19 protein-coding genes are annotated in these 18,298 nt (G+C 70.9%); 12 read left to right on the forward strand and 7 right to left on the reverse strand.

Annotated features, from left to right (window positions below; all coding sequences use genetic code 11):
- Nucleotides 1-99: 99 nt before the first annotated feature.
- From OIE53_RS05920 to prcA, 6 genes are all read left to right on the forward strand, one after another.
- Entirely contained in the window at nucleotides 100-2,073 is a 1,974-nt protein-coding gene (locus tag OIE53_RS05920) for a hypothetical protein (protein ID WP_327025550.1), read from the forward strand.
- Nucleotides 2,074-2,183: 110 nt separating this feature from the next.
- Nucleotides 2,184-3,701, forward strand: a complete 1,518-nt coding sequence (gene dop, locus OIE53_RS05925) for a depupylase/deamidase Dop (protein WP_393340532.1) — start codon at nucleotides 2,184-2,186, stop codon at nucleotides 3,699-3,701.
- Nucleotides 3,702-3,814: 113 nt separating this feature from the next.
- Nucleotides 3,815-4,030, forward strand: a complete 216-nt coding sequence (locus OIE53_RS05930) for a ubiquitin-like protein Pup (RefSeq protein WP_013734319.1) — start codon at nucleotides 3,815-3,817, stop codon at nucleotides 4,028-4,030.
- Between the two features lie 173 nt (nucleotides 4,031-4,203).
- Nucleotides 4,204-4,386, forward strand: a complete 183-nt coding sequence (locus tag OIE53_RS05935; RefSeq protein WP_327027100.1) for an endonuclease domain-containing protein — start codon at nucleotides 4,204-4,206, stop codon at nucleotides 4,384-4,386.
- Nucleotides 4,305-5,144 (forward strand): proteasome subunit beta, encoded by an 840-nt coding sequence (gene prcB, locus OIE53_RS05940; RefSeq protein ID WP_327025551.1) that lies wholly within the window; start codon nucleotides 4,305-4,307, stop codon nucleotides 5,142-5,144. Before OIE53_RS05935 ends, prcB begins: the two co-directional genes overlap by 82 nt.
- A 60-nt stretch (nucleotides 5,145-5,204) precedes the next feature.
- Nucleotides 5,205-6,035: a proteasome subunit alpha gene (gene prcA, locus OIE53_RS05945; RefSeq protein WP_327025552.1), complete on the forward strand. Its 831-nt coding sequence runs from the start codon at nucleotides 5,205-5,207 to the stop codon at nucleotides 6,033-6,035.
- A gap of 266 nt (nucleotides 6,036-6,301) precedes the next feature.
- On the opposite strand, the gene OIE53_RS05950 is transcribed toward prcA, so the two are convergent.
- From OIE53_RS05950 to rfbB, 6 genes are read right to left on the reverse strand one after another with little or no spacing between them, the layout of a single operon-like run.
- Complete coding sequence (locus tag OIE53_RS05950) at nucleotides 6,302-7,327, reverse strand: glycosyltransferase family 2 protein (RefSeq protein ID WP_327025553.1); 1,026 nt, start codon at nucleotides 7,325-7,327, stop codon at nucleotides 6,302-6,304.
- Nucleotides 7,324-8,628, reverse strand: coding sequence for a polysaccharide biosynthesis protein (locus OIE53_RS05955; RefSeq protein ID WP_327025554.1), 1,305 nt, complete (start codon nucleotides 8,626-8,628; stop codon nucleotides 7,324-7,326). Before OIE53_RS05955 ends, OIE53_RS05950 begins: the two co-directional genes overlap by 4 nt.
- Nucleotides 8,625-9,326, reverse strand: coding sequence for a glycosyltransferase family 2 protein (locus OIE53_RS05960; RefSeq protein ID WP_327025555.1), 702 nt, complete (start codon nucleotides 9,324-9,326; stop codon nucleotides 8,625-8,627). The genes OIE53_RS05955 and OIE53_RS05960 overlap by 4 nt, the downstream gene beginning before the upstream one ends.
- A complete protein-coding gene (locus tag OIE53_RS05965; protein ID WP_327025556.1) occupies nucleotides 9,319-9,699 on the reverse strand; it encodes a DUF2304 domain-containing protein in 381 nt (126 codons plus the stop codon). Before OIE53_RS05965 ends, OIE53_RS05960 begins: the two co-directional genes overlap by 8 nt.
- A complete protein-coding gene (gene rfbD / locus OIE53_RS05970; protein WP_327025557.1) occupies nucleotides 9,696-10,580 on the reverse strand; it encodes a dTDP-4-dehydrorhamnose reductase in 885 nt (294 codons plus the stop codon). Before rfbD ends, OIE53_RS05965 begins: the two co-directional genes overlap by 4 nt.
- Complete coding sequence (rfbB, locus tag OIE53_RS05975; RefSeq protein ID WP_327025558.1) at nucleotides 10,577-11,578, reverse strand: dTDP-glucose 4,6-dehydratase; 1,002 nt, start codon at nucleotides 11,576-11,578, stop codon at nucleotides 10,577-10,579. The genes rfbD and rfbB overlap by 4 nt, the downstream gene beginning before the upstream one ends.
- An 89-nt stretch (nucleotides 11,579-11,667) precedes the next feature.
- Between rfbB and rfbA the strand changes: the two genes are divergently transcribed.
- From rfbA to OIE53_RS05995, 4 genes are all read left to right on the forward strand, one after another.
- The gene (gene rfbA / locus OIE53_RS05980; protein ID WP_327025559.1) at nucleotides 11,668-12,567 is read left to right on the forward strand and encodes a glucose-1-phosphate thymidylyltransferase RfbA; all 900 of its coding nucleotides are present in this window, start codon (nucleotides 11,668-11,670) and stop codon (nucleotides 12,565-12,567) included.
- On the forward strand, nucleotides 12,564-13,178 hold the full coding sequence (locus OIE53_RS05985) for a dTDP-4-dehydrorhamnose 3,5-epimerase family protein (RefSeq protein ID WP_327025560.1): 615 nt from the start codon (nucleotides 12,564-12,566) through the stop codon (nucleotides 13,176-13,178). Before rfbA ends, OIE53_RS05985 begins: the two co-directional genes overlap by 4 nt.
- 73 nt (nucleotides 13,179-13,251) lie before the next feature.
- The gene (gene pafA / locus OIE53_RS05990) at nucleotides 13,252-14,610 is read left to right on the forward strand and encodes a Pup--protein ligase (protein ID WP_327025561.1); all 1,359 of its coding nucleotides are present in this window, start codon (nucleotides 13,252-13,254) and stop codon (nucleotides 14,608-14,610) included.
- A gap of 53 nt (nucleotides 14,611-14,663) precedes the next feature.
- Entirely contained in the window at nucleotides 14,664-14,849 is a 186-nt protein-coding gene (locus OIE53_RS05995) for a hypothetical protein (RefSeq protein WP_327025562.1), read from the forward strand.
- 74 nt (nucleotides 14,850-14,923) lie between these two features.
- Here OIE53_RS05995 and OIE53_RS06000 read toward each other — a convergent pair whose 3' ends face one another.
- Nucleotides 14,924-16,021: a DUF3866 family protein gene (locus OIE53_RS06000; RefSeq protein WP_327025563.1), complete on the reverse strand. Its 1,098-nt coding sequence runs from the start codon at nucleotides 16,019-16,021 to the stop codon at nucleotides 14,924-14,926.
- Between the two features lie 217 nt (nucleotides 16,022-16,238).
- Between OIE53_RS06000 and OIE53_RS06005 the strand changes: the two genes are divergently transcribed.
- On the forward strand, nucleotides 16,239-17,288 hold the full coding sequence (locus tag OIE53_RS06005; protein WP_327025564.1) for a helix-turn-helix transcriptional regulator: 1,050 nt from the start codon (nucleotides 16,239-16,241) through the stop codon (nucleotides 17,286-17,288).
- Complete coding sequence (locus OIE53_RS06010) at nucleotides 17,285-18,289, forward strand: helix-turn-helix transcriptional regulator (RefSeq protein WP_327025565.1); 1,005 nt, start codon at nucleotides 17,285-17,287, stop codon at nucleotides 18,287-18,289. Before OIE53_RS06005 ends, OIE53_RS06010 begins: the two co-directional genes overlap by 4 nt.
- Nucleotides 18,290-18,298: the final 9 nt, after the last annotated feature.

The following is an 18,298-nucleotide window of genomic DNA, read 5'->3' on the forward strand; positions in this document are numbered from 1 at the left end:
ACCGTCACGGGCCCTGCGTGTGTGCACCTCGCCCACTGAGCGGAAACCGGACCTCGGCGCTAGACTCCGGACAACCCTCCCCGTATGCAAGGATTTCGCGTGCCCGCCGAGCAGAGCACCATGGCCCCGCCGGCCGTATCGAGCCCCACCGTCAGCCCCGGCGCGCCGTACCGTCGAGGCAACCTGGCCCTGCTCGCCGCCCTGCCGGCGGCCTGGCTGCTGCCGCTGGCCGCGGTCGCCCTCGACGCCCGCTGGGTGCTGCCCCCGCTGGTGCTGCTGGCCACCGCCAGTCTGCTGCGCGGCGGACGGACCCTGCTAGACCGGCTGCTGCTGGCCACCGTCCTGCTGGTCTGCCTCACCACCGCCGCCGGTCTGATCTTCGCGGTCTGGCCCTGGGGGATGGACCCGGTAGCGGTCAGCGGCACCGCCCTCACGGCCCTTCTGCTGACCGCCGGGATCACCGGGCGGCGTCCCACCCTGCCGCGCCCGGCCTGGACCGACCTGCTGCCCATCCTCGGCACCGGGGCCCTGCTCTGGTATCTGGCCCAGCCCCTGATCCGCGCCGGTGAACTCGGCAGCCGACTCAGCATCCTCAACCGGGGTGAGGACTACCTGCGCCACCTGAGCCTGGTGGACGTCATCGGGCGACACGGGGGTTACCTCTTCGTCGACCCCGGCTCCGTGCGCGAGGACCTGTTCTCCGCCCTGGTGTACTACCCGCAGGGCTGGCACCTGCTGGTAGCCCTGCTCGACGGCCACCGCAGCCCGCCGGGCGGCGGACCGGCCGGGACGGCCGCGGTGGAGCCCTTCCTCTGGTGGAACCTGGCCACCTTCGGTCTGCTGGTCCTGGCCCTGCTCTGGGCCGCACAGCGCCTTCCCGGCCCGCTGCATCCGCTGAGCCGGGGCGTGCTGACCGTCGTGGTCGGGGCCCTCATCCTCGGCAGCCAACTGCCCCGCATGCTGCTGTCCGGCTACCCTACCGAGACGATCGGGCTGACCCTCACGGTCGTACTCGCCGCGCTGGTCGCCCGGCCACTGGCCGCCCCCCGGGAACACTTCCTGCTGCTCGGTGCCCTGCTGGTCGGCATCGGCTACACCTACTACCTGTTCCTGCCCGCCGCGGGGGTGCTCGTCCTGGGGGCGCTGCTGCTGCGCCACCGGGAGGTACGCCGACTGCGCCGCAGCACCCTGGTCATCGGCCTGACCGCCGCCCTACTGGCCCCGGTGCCGATCCTGCTCGGGGTGTTCCGTGCCAACCAGACCGAGTCCCTGGCCGCCACGGTCGGACCGGACCTGACCGAGACCTGGCTGGCCCTGGGCGGCCTCGGGGCCTTCGTGGTGCCCGCCCTGCTGCTGCACGCCGTACGGATCGGCCGGGCTGACCCGGCCTGGCGACGATGGCTGTTCGTGCTGCTGGTCAGCGTGGGGCTGACCCTGGCCATCGGTCAGGCCAGCATCAGTCTCAGCGGTCAGGCCGGCTACTACTTCAACAAGGCCGGTCACCTCACCACCGTGCTGCTCATCGTCGGCACCGCCGCAGTGGTGCGACTGCTGCCGGTGCCGACCCGTGGCCGTGCGGTGCGTACGGTCGTGGCCGCCTGCACCGCCGTGATCGTGGCCGCCGCCACGGTCTGGTTCGGCGGGGTCACCGGCTGGCAGCGCAGCCTGCTGGTGGTCGAACCGGACAGTTGGGCGCAGCGCTGGGTCCACCAGCACATCGATCCACCCACCCGGTCGGCCGCAGTGTGCGAGCAGGTCCACCAGCGCTATCCGGCCGTCGAGGGGGCCACCACCCTGATCCTCGACCGCCGCCCGTCGCAGTCCTACCTGGCGAACATCTGCGTCTCCACCCTGCACGGCACCACCGGTCAGACCGAGGCCGGCATCTACGAGATGGTCTTCCTGGAACCGGGTCGCACCTGGCAGATGCTGCACCGGGTACCCGGCGAGATCCGGCTGGTGGCGGTCACTGACGGAGCCCGGGTACGGGTCAACAGAATCCTGCGCGCCGTGCCGGAAATGGCCGGGCGAGTGACCGTCGAGACGATGATTATCGATGATCCGCCGAGTTGATCCGGCCGACCCGCGGCACACCGACCACCACGGCAGGCCCCTCTGGCCCCCGCAGCGGACTACCCTCGGACATGACGGGGATCGGTCGGGCAAGCGAAGCGGGTAGGTCGATGAGCGTAAGACGGATCATGGGCACCGAGGTCGAGTACGGCATCTCCGTGCCCGGTCAGGCCGGAGCCAACCCGATGGTCACCTCCTCCCAGGTGGTGAACGCCTACGGCGCCCGCCCGGAACTCAACCGGGGTGGCCGGGCGCGTTGGGACTACGAGGAGGAGTCGCCGCTACGTGACGCCCGGGGGTTCACCTACTCCGGCGCGGTGTACGACCCGGCCGAGGCCCTCGCCGACGAGGATCTGGGGCTGGCCAACGTCATCCTCACCAACGGGGCCCGGCTCTACGTGGACCACGCCCACCCCGAATACTCCACTCCGGAGGTCACCAACCCCCGGGACGTGGTCCGCTGGGACAAGGCGGGGGAGCGGGTGATGGCGGAGGCGGCCCGGCGGGCCGCCACCATCCCGGGCACCGCCCCGATCCAGCTCTACAAGAACAACACCGACAACAAGGGCGCCAGCTACGGAGCCCACGAGAACTACCTGATGCGGCGGCAGACCCCGTTCGCCGACATCGTGGCGTACCTGACCCCGTTCTTCGTGACCCGCCAGATCGTCTGCGGCGCCGGGCGGGTCGGCATCGGTCAGGACGGCGGCCAGAACGGCTTCCAGATCTCCCAACGTGCGGACTTCTTCGAAGTCGAGGTGGGGCTGGAGACCACCCTGAAGCGGCCGATCATCAACACCCGGGACGAGCCGCACGCCGACGCCGACAAGTACCGCCGGCTGCACGTCATCATCGGTGACGCCAACCTCTCGGAGATCTCCACCTATCTCAAGGTCGGCACCACCGCGCTGATCCTGACGATGATCGAGGAGAAGGCCCTCGGCTCGGATCTCGGCATCGCCGATCCGGTCGGTGAACTGCGTGCCGTCAGCCACGATCCCTCGCTGACCCATCGGATGCGGCTGCGTGACGGACGCCGACTGACCGCGTTGGACGTGCAGTGGGCGTACCTGGAGCGGGTGCGCGCGTTCGTGGATGACCGCTACGGCAGCGACGTCGACGAGCAGACCGTCGACGTACTGGACCGCTGGGAGTCCGTGCTGGACCGTCTCGGCCGCGACGTGATGCTCTGCGCGGACGAACTCGACTGGGTGGCCAAGCTGCGGTTGCTGGAGGGCTACCGGGACCGGGAGAAGCTCGCCTGGGGTTCGCACAAGCTGCAACTGGTCGACCTGCAGTACTCCGACGTACGCCCGGAGAAGGGGCTCTACCACCGGCTGGTCTCCCGGGGGGCGATGAAGACCCTGCTCAGTGACGAGGAGACCCGCTCGGCGATGACCGCGCCGCCGGAGGACACCCGGGCCTACTTCCGGGGCCGCTGCCTGGCGCAGTACGCCTCCGAGGTGGTCGCCGCCAGCTGGGACTCGGTCATCTTCGACGTCGGGCGGGAATCCCTGGTGCGGGTACCGATGATGGAGCCGGAGCGGGGCACCCGAGCGCATGTCGGGGCCCTGTTCGACCGGTGCGCCAGCGCCAAGGATCTGCTGGAGAGCCTGACCGGCGGCTGACCGGCCGCCTTCGTCGATGTCTTCGGATGCGGGGTTTACATACCGGCGCGGGTGGGCGTTTCGTCGTCCCCGCGAGGTAAGTTCATCGCAGGGAGATCGTGGAGGAGGCAGCAGTGGCCACTCGTGACAGCGGCGGTCAGTCGCAGTCGGGCAAGTCCCGTCAGGGCGAAGAGGTCGAGGACGTCACCGTCGAGGCGAACCCGGAGGTCGCCGAGCGGCACGCCGAGATCACCGAGGACGTCGACGATCTGCTCGACGAGATCGACTCCGTCCTGGAGGAGAACGCCGAAGAGTTCGTGAGAGGATACGTGCAAAAAGGAGGCCAGTGAGGCATACGTCCGTTTAGCCGGTTGAGGGCTGGTGGACGGAAACCTGCCGGACCCGCCCTGTGCGGCGGTCGCTACCGCACGCCTGCGAGGAGCCATGGCCCTGAGCAGGTGTCTTGGCGGGTGAGCCTGACCCCGATCCGGAACATGTGGACCACGATCATGCCACCGGGTGGGTGCGCGGGATACTCTGCTTCAACTGCAACGGTGGTCTTGGCCAGTTCCGTGACAGTCCGACGAGGCTGGCCAGGGCCATCACGTATCTGAGAGGAACCACGTGGCAGCGGGTTTTGATCCATCCGGGCGTCTACCAGATGTGTTCACCAACGCGGGGACGTCCTCCTTCACGTCGTTTCTGAGCAAAGTGGCCCCCGAGATGCTGCCCGGCCGCCGGCCGCTGCCCCCGGGCATGGCCGCCGACCTGGCTCCGCACGCCACCACCATCGTGGCCATCGCTGCCGCCGGTGGCGTCGTGATGGCCGGCGACCGGCGGGCCACCATGGGCAACCTGATCGCCCAGCGGGACATCGAGAAGGTGCACCCCGCCGACGCGTACTCGCTGGTCGGCATCGCCGGCACCGCCGGCATCGGCATCGAACTGATGCGACTGTTCCAGGTGGAGCTGGAGCACTACGAGAAGATCGAGGGCGCGATGCTCTCGCTCGACGGCAAGGCCAACCGCCTCGCCTCGATGATCCGCGGCAACCTCGGCGCCGCGATGCAGGGGCTGGCGGTGATCCCGCTGTTCGCCGGGTTCGACCTGGCCGCCAAGGATCCGGCCCGGGCTGGACGGATCTTCAGCTTCGACGTCACCGGCGGCCCGTACGAGGAGACCGGCTACGACGCGATCGGCTCGGGTTCACTGTTCGCCAAGTCGGCGTTGAAGAAGCGGTTCCGCGCCGGCCTGTCGGTCGACGACGCGGTACGGCTGGCCGTGGAGGCCCTCTACGATGCCGCCGACGACGACACCGCGACCGGTGGTCCGGACCTGACCCGGCGGATCTACCCGGTGGTGATGACCGCGACGGCGCAGGGCACGCACCGGCTGACCGACGCGGAGACCTCGGCCATCGCCGAGCGGGTCGTCGCCGGCCGGATGGAGAACCCGGGCGGCTGACCCGCTCCCGCATTCCCCACCTGATCGCAGTTGCCCAGCGCCTGAAGGAGAGCCGCCGCCGTGGCCATGCAGTTCTACGCCTCGCCCGAACAGATCATGCGCGACCGTTCCGAGTTGGCCCGCAAGGGCATCGCCCGGGGGCGGAGCGCGGTGGTCCTGAGCTACGCCGGCGGGGTCCTCTTCGTTGCCGAGAATCTCTCCAGCACCCTGCACAAGGTCAGTGAGATCTATGACCGGATCGGCTTCGCCGCAGTCGGCCGGTACAACGAGTTCGAGAACCTGCGCCGTGCCGGAGTGCGGATGGCCGACCTCAACGGGCTCAGCTACGACCGGCGTGACGTCACCGGTCTGGCGCTGGCCAACGCGTACGCGCAGACCCTCGGCGCCATCTTCACCGAACAGTCCAAGCCGTTCGAGGTGGAGATCTGCGTGGCCGAGGTGGGGGCCACCTCGGAGGAGGACTCGCTGTACCGGCTCACCTACGACGGTTCGGTGAACGACGAGCCGGGCCGGATGGCGATGGGCGGGCAGTCCGAGGCGATCGCCGGGGTGCTGAAGTCGAACCACCAGCCGGACATGTCGCTCGGTGACGCCGTGCGGGTGGCGGTGCAGGCGCTGGGCAGTGTCGGTGGTGAGGGCGGTGCCGCCCGGACGATCGCCGCGAACCAGTTGGAGGTGGCGGTCCTGGACCGCAGCCGGGTGGGGCGTACCTTCCGGCGGATCACCGGGGCGGCCCTGACCGCGCTGCTCGACGGTGAGGCGGCCGGTGAGGCCGCCGACGACGAGCGGGCGAAGACCCCGACCACCCCGACGGAGGAGGCGCACAAGCCGACCACCTCGGCGGGCTCGGCCGACCTGGAGGACAAGCCCGGCAACCCGTCGGAGTCCTGACCCCTCCCGCCCGACCTGGACATACCCTGTGCGGCGCTCGGCAGCCTAGTCTGCCGAGCGCCGCACACGTCGTTGGCGTTCCCGCTGCTCGGCAAGGAATCGTGGGGCGAGCCGGTCAGCAAGGAACAACGGTGCCGCGCGCACCATCAGGCCGACGCCTTCCAGAGGGACAGCTTGTGGCGAGGCGGCAGGTGAGGACGGGCGCCGGGCGTACGGCCGCCAGCGCGTCGGGGACGGTGTGGGAGTCGGGTGCCCGGCCTGGGAGGTCAGCGGGCCAGGAGGGGACGGACCAGGGCCCACCAGGCGGCGGCAACGGCGTTGAAGACGCCCATCCCGGGGGGTGCGTCCACGTTCGAGGGCGCTACCCGGGCGGTTATCAGGTGAGCGAGCACCCCGTCGCCTACGGTGCGTTCGGACTGTAGGCGTTGGCGGCGCCGGCGTACCCAGTCACGGTGCTGCCACAGCCAGGACCAGCCGCGTACCTTCTGGCGGCCCCAGCCACCGGCCAGGGCGGCGACCAGCATGGCGGCCTCGGTGAGCAGCAGCATCGGTGCCAGCAGGGCCAGGGTCCGTCCCTGGTAGGCGGTGAGCAGGGTGATCAGCCGGTTGCGTTCGACCAGGTACAGCTTGAGGTCGTTGCGGGAGAACTCGTAGTGGTGGCGGACCACCGCGTCGGGCACGTACTCCAGGCGCAGGCCGCGTTGCCACAACCGGAGGCTGAGTTCGGTGTCCTCGTGATAGGCGAAGTATTCCGTGGCGAAGCCGCCCAGTTCCTCCCAGCGCTGCCGGCTGATCACGAAGCAGCAGCCGCTGAGGGAGGGTACGACCGTGCGGCGGGCGTGGGCGCTCGCCGGTTCGCCGTTGCCGCCGGCCCAGGACAGGCCGGTGAAGTGCAACGGGTTGCCGGAGGTGTTGATCAGTTCAGGGGTGTCGGCGAGCCGGATGGAGGCCATCGCGGCGCCGACACCGGGCTCGGCGGCCACCGCGGTGACCTTGGCCAGGGCGTCCGGGGCGACCACCGCGTCGGAGTTGACGAAGGCCAGCCAGTCGCCGCTGGCCTCGGCGGCACCCAGGTTGCAGCCGCCGGAGAAGCCGGTGTTGCTCTCCGGGCGGATCACCCGTACCCCGGGAAGCCCTTTGACCACGTCGATGCCGTCGCTGGTGCAGCCGTTGTCGACCAGCACCAACTCCACCTCGACGCCGGTGCTGGCCAGTACCGCCTGAGCGGCGTCGACCAGCCAGGGTTCGGCGCCGTAGGCGAGCATCACCACGGTCACACGGGCCGGGTTCATCGCGTACCTCCGGGGGTGGTCGCGGACAGTGGCACCGCGACAGGTGGGTGGGGTCGGGAATCACGACGGCGCCGCAGCAGGGCGACCATGACTGCGGCGACCACCAGCGAGCCCACGGTGTAGCCGAGTTCGACCCGCAGGGCCACCGGCAGGGGGGCCAGGGTCGCGGCGACCAGCGCGACCACCCCGAGGGTCCAGGCCAGCGCCTGCGCCCGGTGCCGGTCGCGGGCCAGCAACGCCTGGCCGAGCACCATGGCCCACAGGTAGGCCAGGGTGGCCAGGGCCAGCCAGGCGAAGTCGCCGTGGCCGAGGATCTCCGGCGCGTCGAACAGGGCCTGCACGAGCCACGGCCCGAGCAGCAGGGTCAGCAGGCCGCCGCCGACCCCCAGGGCGGTGACGATCGCCAGGGCGCGGCGCAGCAGGGTGCCGAAGGCTGCCGCGTCGCCGGTGGCGGCGGCGGTGGACAGGCCGGGCAGCAGGGCGGCCTGCATCGAGCCGAAGACGAACAGCGGGATGCGGACCAGCACCAGCGCCGACAGCAGGGCGCCGGCGGTGGCGGTGTCGGCCGGGGCCAGCAACCGTACGTTGATCACGCCGACGTTGACCACGACCTGCGACAACAGGCTGGAGGCGGTGAGCAGGGCCAGGCCGCGCAGCAGCGGTGGCCAGGGCAACGGGGTGCCGCCGCCGAGGGCGCGGGTCACCGGCGGGGCGGTCAGGGCGACCGCCAGCAGCGGCGCGGCGACCAGCACCAGGGCGTACGCGACCGGGGAGTCGACCCCGGCCATGGCCAGCGCGGCGACCCCGGCGATGCGCAGCCCGCCGTCGAGCCCGAGTTGGCTGCCGTACCAGTGGAACTGTCCCAGCCCGGAGAGGACCCCCCGGGTGGTGTGGGCCAGCGCCAGGGCGACCAGAGCCCCGGACAGGGTGGCCACCATGGCCCGGTCGCCGTCGAAGAGGCGGTCGGCGAGGGTGTCCGTGGCGGCGGTGACGGCCAGCAGGAGCAGGGCCAGCACGGCGGCGGCGACGGTGGCCCCCCGGGCCAGCACCGGCCCCGGTGGCAGGCCCCGGGTGCGGCGGGCGGAGACCAGCCGGGCCACCTCCTGCTCGACCGGCAGGAACACCCCGATGCCGACCGTGAAGACGATCGACCACAGCACGGACAGCGAGGAGTAGTCACCCGGGGTGAGGGTGTGCCCGGCGACGGCCAGGTGCACGTACGAGGCCAGGCCCACCAGGGCCAGCCCGGCCCCGACGGGAAGGGTGCCGGGTGGGACGAGGCGCAGCAGTCGGCGGATCACCGGCGGATGAGTGCCAGGGTGAGCACGGCCAGGGCCCGCCCCAGGTAGATCATCGCCTTGGCGGGGGAGTGGCTGGGGGTGCCGGCCATTCGCCGGCGCATCGCCACCGGGACCTGCTGGATGCGGTAGCCGCGCCGGGCGGCGTGCACCAGGGTCTCGACCGTGTCGCCGAGGTACTCCGCCGGGTACCACCGGGCGAACATCTCGATCATGCGTCGGTTGGCGGCCCGGAATCCGGAGGTGGTGTCCGTCAGGGTGGTGCCGGCCAGGCCGGAGAGGACCAGTGACAGCATGCCCATCGCCCAGCGGCGGGGCCCGCGCACGAAGTAGTCGCCCTCACCGGCGAACCGGGCCCCGATGACCAGGTCGTAGTCGTCGAGCAGGTCGACCAGCTTCGGCACGTACCGGGGGTCGTGCTGCCCGTCGGCGTCGATCTGCACCGCTACGTCGTAGCCGTGATCGTGGGCGTAGCGGTAGCCCAGCCGCATCGCACCCCCGACCCCGAGGTTGTACGGCAGCCGGGCCACCCGGGCACCGGCGGCCATGGCGACGGCGGCCGTACGGTCCGCCGAACCGTCGTCGACGACCAGCACGTCCACCCCGGGTAGTTCGCCCCGGATCTCGCGGACCACGTCGGCGATCGAACCGGCCTCGTTGAGGGCCGGGATGATGACGAGTAACCGTTTGCCGTTAACCATCGCGGCTCACCAGTTCCTGCCGCTGCGCCCGTTCCGCCCGGTCGGCTTCGACCTCGGCGCGCAGCAGGGCGAACTCCTCGGCCAGGGTCCGGGTCTCCTCCTCCAGGGCGCTCACCTCCCAGCTGAGGTGGATGCAGACCAGCAGCAGGAAGACGATGCCGAGGAAGAGCACCAGACTGACCCCGGAGGCGACGCCGAGCAGGTCGGCCACCCCGTCCAGCAGCCTCGGGAACAGCGACAGCGGGATCACCACGAACAGCAGCCCCAGCCAGAGCATGCCGTATTTCTCCCGCAACTGCCGCCGACGCAGCAGCTCGACGATCGTGCCCAGCAGGACGAGTCCGGTGAGGCCGGTGACCAGGGTGAGCTTCATGCGACCTTCCACGGGGAGGGTGGAGCGGCTGAGGTGAAGGCCTCGACCAGCGTGGTGTGCCAGTTCGGCAGGGGTGACAGGCCGGCCTCAGCCCAACGGCCGTGCCCTAGCACACTGTACGCCGGTCGCGTTGCCGGACGCGGAAACCGACTGCTGGTCGTGGGTCGGACCCGGTCGGGGTCCAGCCCGCGTAGCGCGAACACCGCCCGGGCCAGCCCGTACCAGGTGGTCTGTCCGGAGCAGGTGCCGTGCCAGATGCCGGCTGGGGCCCGACCGGACCGGGCTGCCTCGGCGAGCGCCACCAGTTGCCTCGCCAGGGCGTACGACCAGGTGGGTTGGCCCCGCTGGTCGTCGACGACGTTCAGGAACTCCCGCTGGTCGGCCAGGTCGATCATGGTGGTGACGAAGTTGCGTCCGTGCGCCCCGTACAACCAGGCGGTACGCACCACATGGCCGGTGTCGGGCAGCAGTCGACGCACCGCCTGCTCGCCGACGAGCTTGCTGCGCCCGTACGCGTTGACCGGGGCGGTGGGCGAGTCCTCGCGGTAGGGGGTGTCGGCGTCCCCGGCGAAGACGTAGTCGGTGGAGATGTGCAGCAGGTGCGCGTGGTGGGTGGCGCAGGCGCTGGCCAACTGGGTCACGGCGGTGCCGTTGACCGCAGTCGCCGCCGCTTCCTCCTGCTCGGCACGGTCGACGTCGGTCCAGCCCGCGGCGTTGAGCACCACATCGTGACCGGCCACGGTGTCATTCACGGCAGCGGCGTCGGTGAGGTCCAGCTGGGTGCGGGTGACGGCGGTCACCGTGTGCTCGGGATGCCCGGTCAGGACCTCGACGATGTCTCGCCCGAGCATCCCACCAGCACCGGTGACCAGGATTCTCATGCCTTCGGTGCCTTGCGCAGGGGCTCCCACCAGGAACGGTTGTCCCGGTACCAGGCCACCGTAGCGGCGAGGCCCTCGTCCAGGCTGACGGTGGGGGCGTACCCCAGCTCATTGCTGATTTTGGTGATGTCCAGCGAGTAGCGGCGGTCGTGGCCCTTGCGGTCGGCCACCGGGGTGACCCGGTCCCAGTCGGCGCCGCAGGCCTTCAGGAGCCGGCCGGTCAACTCCTTGTTGGTCAACTCGGTGCCGCCGCCGATGTGGTAGACCTCACCGGCCTGCCCGTGGTGCTGGACCATGGCCACCCCCCGGCAGTGGTCGTGCACGTGCAGCCAGTCCCGCACGTTGCCGCCGTCGCCGTACAGCGGCACGGACCGGCCGTCCAGCAGGTTGGTCACGAACAGCGGAATGACCTTCTCCGGGAACTGGTATGGGCCGTAGTTGTTGGAGCAGCGGGTCACCACCACGTCCAGGCCGTGGGTGCGGTGGTAGGCCAGGGCCAGCAAGTCGGAACCGGCCTTGGAGGCCGAGTACGGCGAGTTCGGCGCCAACGGCCAGTCCTCGGTCCACGAGCCCTCGGCGATCGAGCCGTACACCTCGTCCGTGGAGACGTGCACGAACCGGCGCACCCCGTGCCGCAGGGCGGCGTCGAGCAGCGTCTGCGTACCCAGCACATTGGTGGTGACGAACGGCTCGGCGCCGGAGATCGAACGGTCGACATGCGACTCGGCGGCGAAATGCACGATCACGTCTTGCCCCGCGACGACCCGGTCGACCACATCGAAGTGACGGATGTCACCTTCGACGAAGTGCAGTCGGGGATCGTCGGCCACCGACGCCAGGTTGGCCCGATTACCCGAGTAGGTCAACGCGTCGAGCACGGTGACCCGGGACGGCTCCGCCTCGGGCACCCCCTCGGCGCTTCCCCCGGGCACGCCCAGCAGCATGCGCACGTACTCCGAACCGATGAAGCCGGCGCCGCCGGTGACCAGGATCCTCACGGGTCCGGAAGTTTACGCGAAACATCCCCGTTCGACCCGTCGTGGCGCTCGCGTGGCCGGGCCGGTGACCTACCGGTAGGCTCCGGCCGGTGCGTGGAATTCTGCTTGCCGGTGGCACCGGATCCCGGCTGTGGCCGATCACCCGGGCGGTGTCGAAACAGCTGATGCCGGTGTTCGACAAGCCGATGATCTACTACCCGCTGTCGACCCTGGTGATGGCCGGGGTACGCGAGATCCTGGTGATCACCACGCCCCAGGAGCAGCACCAGTTCCAGCGTCTGCTCGGCGACGGCAGCCAGTTCGGGCTGCGACTGGAGTACCTGGCCCAGCCCAGGCCGGAGGGGATCGCCCAGGCCTTCGTGCTGGGTGCGGACTTCATCGGCGACCAGGGAGTGGCGCTGATCCTGGGGGACAACATCTTCCACGGGGTCGGCCTGGGCCGACAGTTGTCCGCCGCCGGTGACCCGGTCGGTGGCCGGATCTTCGCCTACCCGGTGGCCAACCCGCAGGCGTACGGGGTGGTGCACTTCGACCCGGACGGCCGGGTGCTGTCGATCGAGGAGAAGCCGGAGAAGCCCAGATCCCGGTACGCCGTACCCGGTCTGTACTTCTACGACAACCGGGTGGTGGAGATCGCCCGTGGCCTGACCCCCAGCAGCCGTGGCGAGTTGGAGATCACCGCGGTCAACGAGGCGTACCGCCAGTGGGGTGAACTGTCCGTGACCGTCCTGGACCGGGGCACCGCCTGGCTGGACACCGGCACCTTCACCTCGTTGATGCAGGCCGCCGAGTTCGTCCGGGTGATCGAGGAACGGCAGGGCATGAAGATCGGCTGCGTCGAGGAGGTCGCCTGGCGGGCCGGGCTGATCGACGACGACCAACTGCGTGCCCTGGCCGAGCCGTTGACCAGCAGCGGCTACGGTGACTACCTGCTCGGCCTGCTCAACGGCGAGCGATACGAACTGATCAACCCGGGGGAGGTCCGGTGAAACTACGCCCGTTGGGCATCGAGGGTGCCTGGGAGATCACGCCGCAGCAGCACGGTGACTCCCGTGGGCTGTTCCTGGAGTGGTACCGCGCCGACCGGCTGGCCGAGGCGATCGGGCGGCCGTTGCACCTGGCCCAGAGCAACCTCTCCGTCTCCGCCCGCGACGTGGTGCGCGGCATCCACTTCTCCGACGTGCCCCCCGGGCAGGCCAAGTACGTGACCTGCGTACGCGGCGCGGTGCTGGACGTGGTGGTGGACATCCGGGTCGGTTCACCCACCTTCGGCCAGTGGGAGACCCTGCGCCTCGACGACGTGGACCGGCGGGCGGTGTACGTGGCGGAGGGCCTCGGCCACGGCTTCTGCGCCCTGACCGACGACGCCACCCTGAACTACCTCTGCACGACGACCTACGACCCCTCGATCGACCGGGCGGTGAACCCGCTGGACGAGGAGTTGGGCATCGAGTGGCCGACCGGGACCCCGCAGCTGTCCGCCCGCGACGCCGCCGCCCCGACCCTGGCCCAGGCGCGGGAGATGGGGCTGCTGCCGGACTACGAAACCTGCCGACGTCAGGCCGCCGGCCTGGCTCTGGAGGCACCCGGCGGACGGTGACCGGTCACGGCCCGATACAGCAGAGGTGTCACGACAGTGACGAATCGGGGCTCCGGACGGCTAATGTCTCATCATGGAACGGCGAATCTTCGGTCTGGAGACCGAGTACGGCGTCACCTGCACCTACCGCGGACAGCGCAGGCTGTCTCCCGACGAAGTAGCCCGGTACCTCTTCCGCCGGGTCGTGTCCTGGGGCCGGTCGAGCAACGTCTTCCTGCGTAACGGCGCTCGGCTCTACCTGGACGTCGGCTCGCACCCGGAGTACGCCACCCCGGAGTGCGACTCGGTGATCGACCTGGTGGCCCACGATCGGGCCGGTGAGCGCATCCTGGAAGGGTTGCTCATCGACGCGGAGAAGCGGCTGCACGACGAGGGCATCGCGGGCGAGATCTACCTGTTCAAGAACAACACCGACTCGGCCGGCAACTCGTACGGCTGCCACGAGAACTACCTGGTCTCCCGGCACGGGGAGTTCGGCCGACTGGCCGACGTGTTGATCCCGTTCCTGGTCACCCGGCAGTTGATCTGTGGCGCGGGGAAGGTGTTGCAGACCCCCCGGGGGGCGGTCTACTGCCTGTCCCAGCGGGCCGAGCACATCTGGGAGGGGGTCTCCTCGGCCACCACCCGCAGCCGTCCGATCATCAACACCCGGGACGAGCCGCACGCGGACGCCGAGCGGTACCGCCGGCTGCACGTCATCGTCGGCGACTCCAACATGAACGAGGTCACCACCCTGCTGAAGGTCGGCAGCGCCGACATCGTGCTGCGGATGATCGAGGCCGGGGTGGTGATGCGGGACCTCACCCTGGAGAACCCGATCCGGGCCATCCGGGAGGTGTCGCACGACATCACCGGTCGCCGCAAGGTGCGGCTGGCCTCCGGCAAGGAGGTCAGCGCCCTGGAGATCCAGCAGGAGTACCTGGCCAAGGCGACCGAGTTCGTCGAGCGTCGGGGCGGCGACCAGACCGCCAAGCGGGTGGTCGAGTTGTGGGGCCGGGTGCTGCGGGCGGTGGAGACCGGCGACCTGGAACCGGTCTCCCGGGAGATCGACTGGGTGACCAAGCTGCGGTTGATCGAGCGCTACCAGCGCAAGCACGACCTGCCGTTGTCGCACCCCCGGGTGGCCCAGATGGATCTCGCCTACCACGACCTGCGCCGGGGTCGGGGGCTCTACGCCCTGCTGGAACGGCGTGGGGAGGTGGATCGGGTGGCCACCGATCCGGAGATCTTCGAGGCCAAGGAGACCCCGCCGCAGACCACCCGGGCCCGGCTGCGCGGGGAGTTCATCCGCAACGCCCAGGAGAAGCGGCGCGACTTCACGGTCGACTGGGTGCACCTGAAGCTCAACGACCAGGCGCAACGCACCGTGCTCTGCAAGGACCCCTTCCGGGCGTACGACGAGCGGGTGGAGCGGTTGATCGCCAGCATGTGACCGGCTGCACCGGGCCCGTCCGCCTCGGGCGGGCCCGGTAGGCTGGTCGGACCATGCTTCCTTCCGAACCTTCCACCCCGGGCGCCGAGCGGCAGAGCTTTCTGGAACGCCGCCGCGACAAGGTCCGCGCCGAGATCGAGCGCAATCGCCGAGGCGAGTACACCGTGCCCACCTGGGTGCTGGCGTTGGCCCTGGCCCTGATGGTCGGCGGCTGGCTGGCCCTGGTCGTCTTCGCCTGAGGTGTAAGGAAGGGCCCCTTATTAACGCTTGCGGTAGAGCAGGGGCCCCCTTTTAACGCGTACCCCGGGTCGGCTCAGGCCGCAGCGGTGCCGAGCAGGCGGGCGGCGTGTCGGCCAGCGGCGGCGGCGGCCAGGAAGTAAGCGTGATCGGCGTCCAGCCCGCGGCCCATCGTCGACAGGGGCACCGGACTGCCCCGCAGGGCCGCGTCCAGCCCGGTGGTGTCCACCCGCAGCACGGTGTGCCGGTCGACTAACGGCGCCAGCGCGGTATCCACCTCGGTGGCCAGGGCCGGGTCCAGGCCGTCGGGTACCACCAGCTCCGCGCGGGCCAGCGCCACCCGGCCGTACGCGGTCAGACTGTGATGTGACACCCCACGGTGCCGCTCCCGGGGGTCGGCGTCGGAGATCCGCAACGAGCCGACCGGTCGGCCGCCCAGGGTGGCGATCGCGTTGACCGCCTCACCCACGGCCACACCGGAGAAGCCCCACCGGGTGCCGGTGCCGAGGTTGCCCGGGCCCTGCGCCACCACGGCCACGTCGGCGTGCAGCACATGTCGGGCGGCCAGCAGGCCGCTGTGCAGGGTCGAGGCCTCCAGGTCGCCGCCGAAGGCCTGCCCGACACTGATGGTGCCGACCAGTTCCTCGCGCAGCGCGGAGAGCGTACGGGAGAACCAGGCGGGCAGCGCCCCACCATCGGTGAGCAGGTACGCGACCCGGGCCTGCGGAGCGTCCGCGCGGATGCCGGCGAGGATGGCCGGCAGTGCCGAGTGCAGGTCGGCGGTCACCACCGGCAGCCCGGCCAGGTCCTCGGCGGCGGCCAGCACCTCGTGGTGGGGTGAGGCCTCCTCATCGACCCCGAGCAGGATCGGTTGCAGCGGGGTGTAGCGGGCCTTGACCAGGTGACCGGCGTCGCGGCTGTCGACCGCCTCCGGCGGATCCGGCGGCAGCCGGTCCGGCAGCGCCACGACCAGGGCGTACCCGCCGGTGCCCAGCCCCATCAGCAGCGCCCCGGCGTTCAGCAGCACCCGATCACCGGCCTCCGGCATCCCCACCAGTTCCGGGTAAGCCAACGCCCGCATCGAGCCCCCGTCGAGAAGGGTGACGTCCAACTCCACGGCCCCCACCCACCGCCGCCGTACCCCCGCCACCGTCCCCACCCGCCACCGCACCATGCCCCGCACGCTAACCCCACCCCACCCCCACCCTCACCCCGCCCCCTCGCGCCCTACCCCAGCCCTCGCCGATCTTGCACTTTTTGTCCGGGCAAAGCCCTCAAATAGGGCGATCGGGCGACCGAAAGTGCAAGATCGGCGAGGTGGGATGGTGGGGTGGGGCGGCATGTCGGCGTGGGTACATGTGTTCGGGGGGTCGGCTGCTAGCGTCTACGGGGTGTCGCGCAGCCGCACCGAACGCCTGGTCAACCTGGTGATCTGTCTGCTGTCTACGCGGCGGTTCCTGACCGCCGCGCAGATCGCCGCGACCGTGCCCGGTTATGAGCACGATCCGGACGATGCCCGCGAGCACGAGGCCTTCCAGCGCAAGTTCGAGCGGGACAAGGCCGAGTTGCGGGAGTTGGGCGTGCCGCTGGAGACCGGCACGGCCAGCGCCTTCGACACCGAACCCGGGTATCGGATCGCCCGCCGGGAGTACGCCCTCCCGGAGATTCCCCTCGAGCCGGACGAGGCCGCCGCGGTGGGCATCGCCGCCCGGTTGTGGCAGCACGCGGGACTGGCCGCCGCCGCCTCCTCCGGCCTGGCGAAGCTCCGCGCCGCCGGTGTGGACGTGGACCCCCACGCCACCCTCGGGTTGGAGCCGATGGTCAATGTCGATCCGGCCTTCGCGCCGTTGACCGCCGCCGCCCGGGATCGCCGCGAGGTCCGCTTCGACTACCGGGTACCGGACCGGGACGCCCCCGACCACCGTCGACTCCAGCCGTGGGGGGTGGTCTGCTGGCGCGGACGCTGGTACGTGGTCGGCCACGATCTGGATCGGGACGCCACCCGCTGTTTCCGGTTGTCCCGGGTGGTCGGCACGGTCCGGGTCACCGGGGTGCCCGGCGCCTACCAGCCGCCGCCCGGTGTCGACCTGATCAGCCACGTGGCCAACTGGTCCGGCCCGACCGAGCACACCGGCCGGGCCACCGTCCTGGTCACCCCCGGGCGGGCGGCCGGGCTGCGCCGGGTGGCGGTCGAGGTGACCTCCGGGCCGGAGGCGGACCGGCTGGTCCTGCCGTACAGCGACATGGACCTGTTCGCCAGTCACCTCGTCGGCTACGGGCCCGAGGTGCGGGTGCTTGACCCACCCGAGGTACGCGAGGCGGTCATCCAGCGGCTCAAGGAGATCGCCGCCCACCACGACGACTCCCCGGCGGTCGGCCCGCCGAACACGAGGAGTGAGCTTGTGAGCCCGGCAGTCCCGAACGGAAGGCGGGCGCGATGAGCGCGAAGGCCGGCACCCGTACCTCCGCCGACCGGTTGGCCCGGCTGCTCAACCTGGTGCCGTACCTGCTGGCCCGGCCCGGCATCGAGATCGCCGAGGCGGCCGGGGATCTAGGGGTGACCGAGCGGCAGTTGCGTGAGGATCTGGAACTGCTCTGGGTCTGCGGCCTGCCGGGTTACGGTCCGGGTGACCTGATCGACATGGCCTTCGACGGTGACCGGGTGACCATCACCTACGACGCCGGTATCGACCGCCCGCTGCGGCTCACCCCGGACGAGGCCCTGGCCCTGGTCGTGGCGCTGCGGATGCTGGCCGAGACCCCCGGGGTGGCCAACCGGGAAGCCGTGGAGCGGGCCCTGGCGAAGATCGAGGACGCCGGGGGTGACCTCGTGGCGGCGCCGGTGGAGGTCCGGCTGCCCGGTGACGGGCCGCGGGTCGAGCAGTTGCGGGCCGCGGTGGCCGGGGGGCGTGCGCTGCGGATCACCTACTACACCCGGGCGCGTGACGAGACGACCGAGCGGGTGATCGACCCCCTGCGGATGCTGATGTTCGGCGGTCGGGCGTACGTCGAGGCGTGGTGCCGGAGGGCCGAGGCGGTACGGCTGTTCCGGGCCGACCGGATCGACGCGGTAACCGAGCTGGAGGAGCCGGCCGTGGTGCCGCCGCAGGCCCGCCCCCAGGATCTCAGCGGGGGACTGTTCCGCCCCTCACCGGAGCTACCGCTGATCACCCTGCGGATCGGCCGGAGGGACCGGTGGATCACGGAGTACTACCCGTGTGAGCGGGTCGAGTCCGACGGTGAGCGGTGGGTGGTCTCGCTGCGGGTCACCGATCTCGGCTGGGCCCGGCGCTTCGTGCTCGGTCTGGGTCCGGAGGTCACCGTGCTGGCCCCGGCCGAGCTGGCCGAGCAGGTACGGGACTGCGCCGTGGCGGCCCTGGAGGCGTACGCGACACCGGTGCTGCCCGGCCTGCACCCGGCGGCGACGGGGTCCGGGCAGTAGGCTGACGCC

Origin of the sequence: Micromonospora sp. NBC_01739, from assembly GCF_035920385.1 — a bacterium.
Taxonomy (GTDB): Bacteria; Actinomycetota; Actinomycetes; order Mycobacteriales; family Micromonosporaceae; genus Micromonospora.